Source organism: Nitrospirota bacterium (genome assembly GCA_040756155.1).
In the GTDB taxonomy this organism is placed as follows: Bacteria; Nitrospirota; Thermodesulfovibrionia; order JACRGW01; family JBFLZU01; genus JBFLZU01.
Genome location: JBFLZU010000054.1, coordinates 1 through 2,037 on the forward strand (window position 1 = coordinate 1; position 2,037 = coordinate 2,037).

General features: G+C 39.9%; 5 protein-coding genes. 1 reads left to right on the top strand and 4 read right to left on the bottom strand.

Going from position 1 to position 2,037, the window contains the following annotated elements:
- On the bottom strand, positions 1 to 448 hold a 448-nt coding region (locus AB1488_05565), incomplete at its 3' end, for a UvrD-helicase domain-containing protein (GenBank protein MEW6409564.1).
- A gap of 129 nt (positions 449 to 577) precedes the next feature.
- Between AB1488_05565 and AB1488_05570 the strand changes: the two genes are divergently transcribed.
- Positions 578 to 793, top strand: coding sequence for a hypothetical protein (locus tag AB1488_05570; GenBank protein MEW6409565.1), 216 nt, complete (start codon positions 578 to 580; stop codon positions 791 to 793).
- Here AB1488_05570 and AB1488_05575 read toward each other — a convergent pair.
- The 3 genes from AB1488_05575 to AB1488_05585 form a co-directional block, all read right to left on the bottom strand.
- Positions 780 to 1,193 carry a putative toxin-antitoxin system toxin component, PIN family gene (locus AB1488_05575; GenBank protein ID MEW6409566.1) on the bottom strand — a complete coding sequence of 138 codons (414 nt, stop codon included), beginning with the start codon at positions 1,191 to 1,193 and terminating at the stop codon, positions 780 to 782. The genes AB1488_05570 and AB1488_05575 overlap by 14 nt on opposite strands.
- Positions 1,190 to 1,408: a ribbon-helix-helix protein, CopG family gene (locus tag AB1488_05580; GenBank protein MEW6409567.1), complete on the bottom strand. Its 219-nt coding sequence runs from the start codon at positions 1,406 to 1,408 to the stop codon at positions 1,190 to 1,192. The genes AB1488_05575 and AB1488_05580 overlap by 4 nt, the downstream gene beginning before the upstream one ends.
- Before the next feature lie 90 nt (positions 1,409 to 1,498).
- Positions 1,499 to 2,037: DNA mismatch repair protein MutS (locus tag AB1488_05585; protein ID MEW6409568.1), on the bottom strand; the 539-nt coding region annotated here is incomplete at its 5' end.

Genomic DNA, 2,037 nt, shown 5'->3' on the forward strand with positions numbered 1-2,037 from the left:
TCATCGCTTTAGTATTTATGCCTATCTCTGCTATGCAATTATTCAAAAGGTCCTTTGTATCTTCTCTGTCGAGTATAGAAAAGTTGCTTTTATAGCCGATTGCTGATGCATGTCTCCTGAGTATCAGGTTTGCGATATGGTGAAATGTCCCTCCCCAGAGCCTTCTTACATCAATCTTTATTAAGAGTTCTGCTCTGTGGAGCATCTCCCTTGCAGCCTTGTTTGTAAATGTTACAAGGAGGATTTTTGAAGGTTCAACGCCAGATTCAACAAGCCTTGCAACGCGGTATGTAACCGTTCTGGTTTTTCCACTCCCTGCACCTGCGATAACGAGTATAGGGCCGTTCCCTGCCATTACTGCGGTATACTGCTCGGGGTTTAGCTCTGATTCGTAATCAACAAGATAGCCGTTCGCCCTCTGAGGGGTTTTGAGTATATATCTCTTCATCGTCTCTTCATCGTCATAATTCTACCAATTATCCTCCAGTCCTCCAAGCATTTTTTAAAGTCACTGAGTTTGTTATACCACTGAAGATTATATCAGATGTCTTGTTCTTTTTCATGCTATATTATAATTATGAATTCTACCCATATCGAAGTAATCTCCTACTCTGGCTATAGGGGTGAAGAATCTCCGAAGGCATTTATCCTCCATGGGGAGAGCATAGAGGTTATAGAGATTTTAAAGATGTGGATCGAAGAAAGCTCCGAGACCAGAGAAAGTAAGAGGTTTTTCAAGGTAAGAGGGAGCGATGGCTATGAAGTGGGGAAAAGTTGTTCTAATCGTTGCTAAAGAGCAATTCAAAATTTCTTGGTGTTATAATTTTTATGCCTTGATAAGTTCCAACTGCCAGTAGGTCAGGGTCACCTGTAACAATATAATCAACCTTTGCTGCCAAGGCACAGGCAAGCACTGAATCATCATCAATGTCCCTACAAACACCTTTTACCGTAATATTGTTATCAGTTGGATTTACAGTCAAGGATACTTCTCTAATGAGGGTCACTGCCTCTTTTATCATAGTATTTGCTACAGAAAATTTGGTCTTGAGATTTTCCTCAAATTCACTCAAGATAAATGGACAGGTATATAACTCAAACTCTCCTTTATTTGCCCTTAAAAGAATTTTTGAGCATAGACCCTCTGTAAGAAAGGCAGAAATTAAAACATTTGTATCAAATAAAGCTCTCAAGATACGATTTTAAAAACATCCTCATCTGTAACAATGCCAAGAGTTTTTGCCCTTGAAACCAAGCGTTTTTTTGTTTTTCTAAAACTCTCCTCCCAGAGATATGCTCTTAAGGCCTCTTTTACAATCTCACTTTTTGCTCTTCCTGTCTCTTTTACAGCCCTATCAAGCTCTGAAGCCATTTTCTCAGGAAGACTTATAGAAATCACTGCTCTCATAATTACCTCCTGTATTACAATCTACTACATATTATTTCTGAAGTCAATACCCTTTTGCGTCCGATCCGAAATAAGACATAGATTTTAAGATTATCCTCCAAGCATCTTTTTTAACTCACTGAGTTTGTTTAATGCTTCAAGTGGTGTCATATTCTGGATGTTAAGATTGAGTATCTCCTTTGCGACTAAATCAGTCTTATCTCCAAAGAGGGATAGTTGGGGTGGATGCTCTTCTCTTTTTATATCTTCTGAATGGCCTATTCTCGGCTCTCCTGACTCATCAAACTCACCCTTTTCAAGATTCTCTAAAATCTCCTTTGCCCTTGCTATAACGCTGTGTGGAAGACCCGCAAGCCTTGCCACCTGTATCCCATAGCTCTTATCTGAGATACCTCCCACTATCCTCCTGATAAAGATTATCTCATCGTCCCATTCTCTAACAAGTGCATTGTAGTTCTTTATCCCATCAAAGAGCAAAGATAACTCTGTAAGTTCATGGTAGTGTGTTGCAAAAAGGGTCTTTGCCTTGATATTTCTATGTATGAATTCGGCAGTCGCCCACGCAATGCTTATCCCGTCAAATGTGCTCGTCCCCCGCCCTATCTCATCAAGCAATATCAGGCTCTTTC

What these genes read in the sequence shown, in the direction of transcription:
- AB1488_05570 (MEW6409565.1), top strand. Translation starts at nt 578, where the DNA reads ATGAATTCTACCCATATCGAAGTAATCTCCTACTCTGGCTATAGGGGT.
- AB1488_05580 (MEW6409567.1), bottom strand. Translation starts at nt 1,408, where the DNA reads ATGAGAGCAGTGATTTCTATAAGTCTTCCTGAGAAAATGGCTTCAGAG.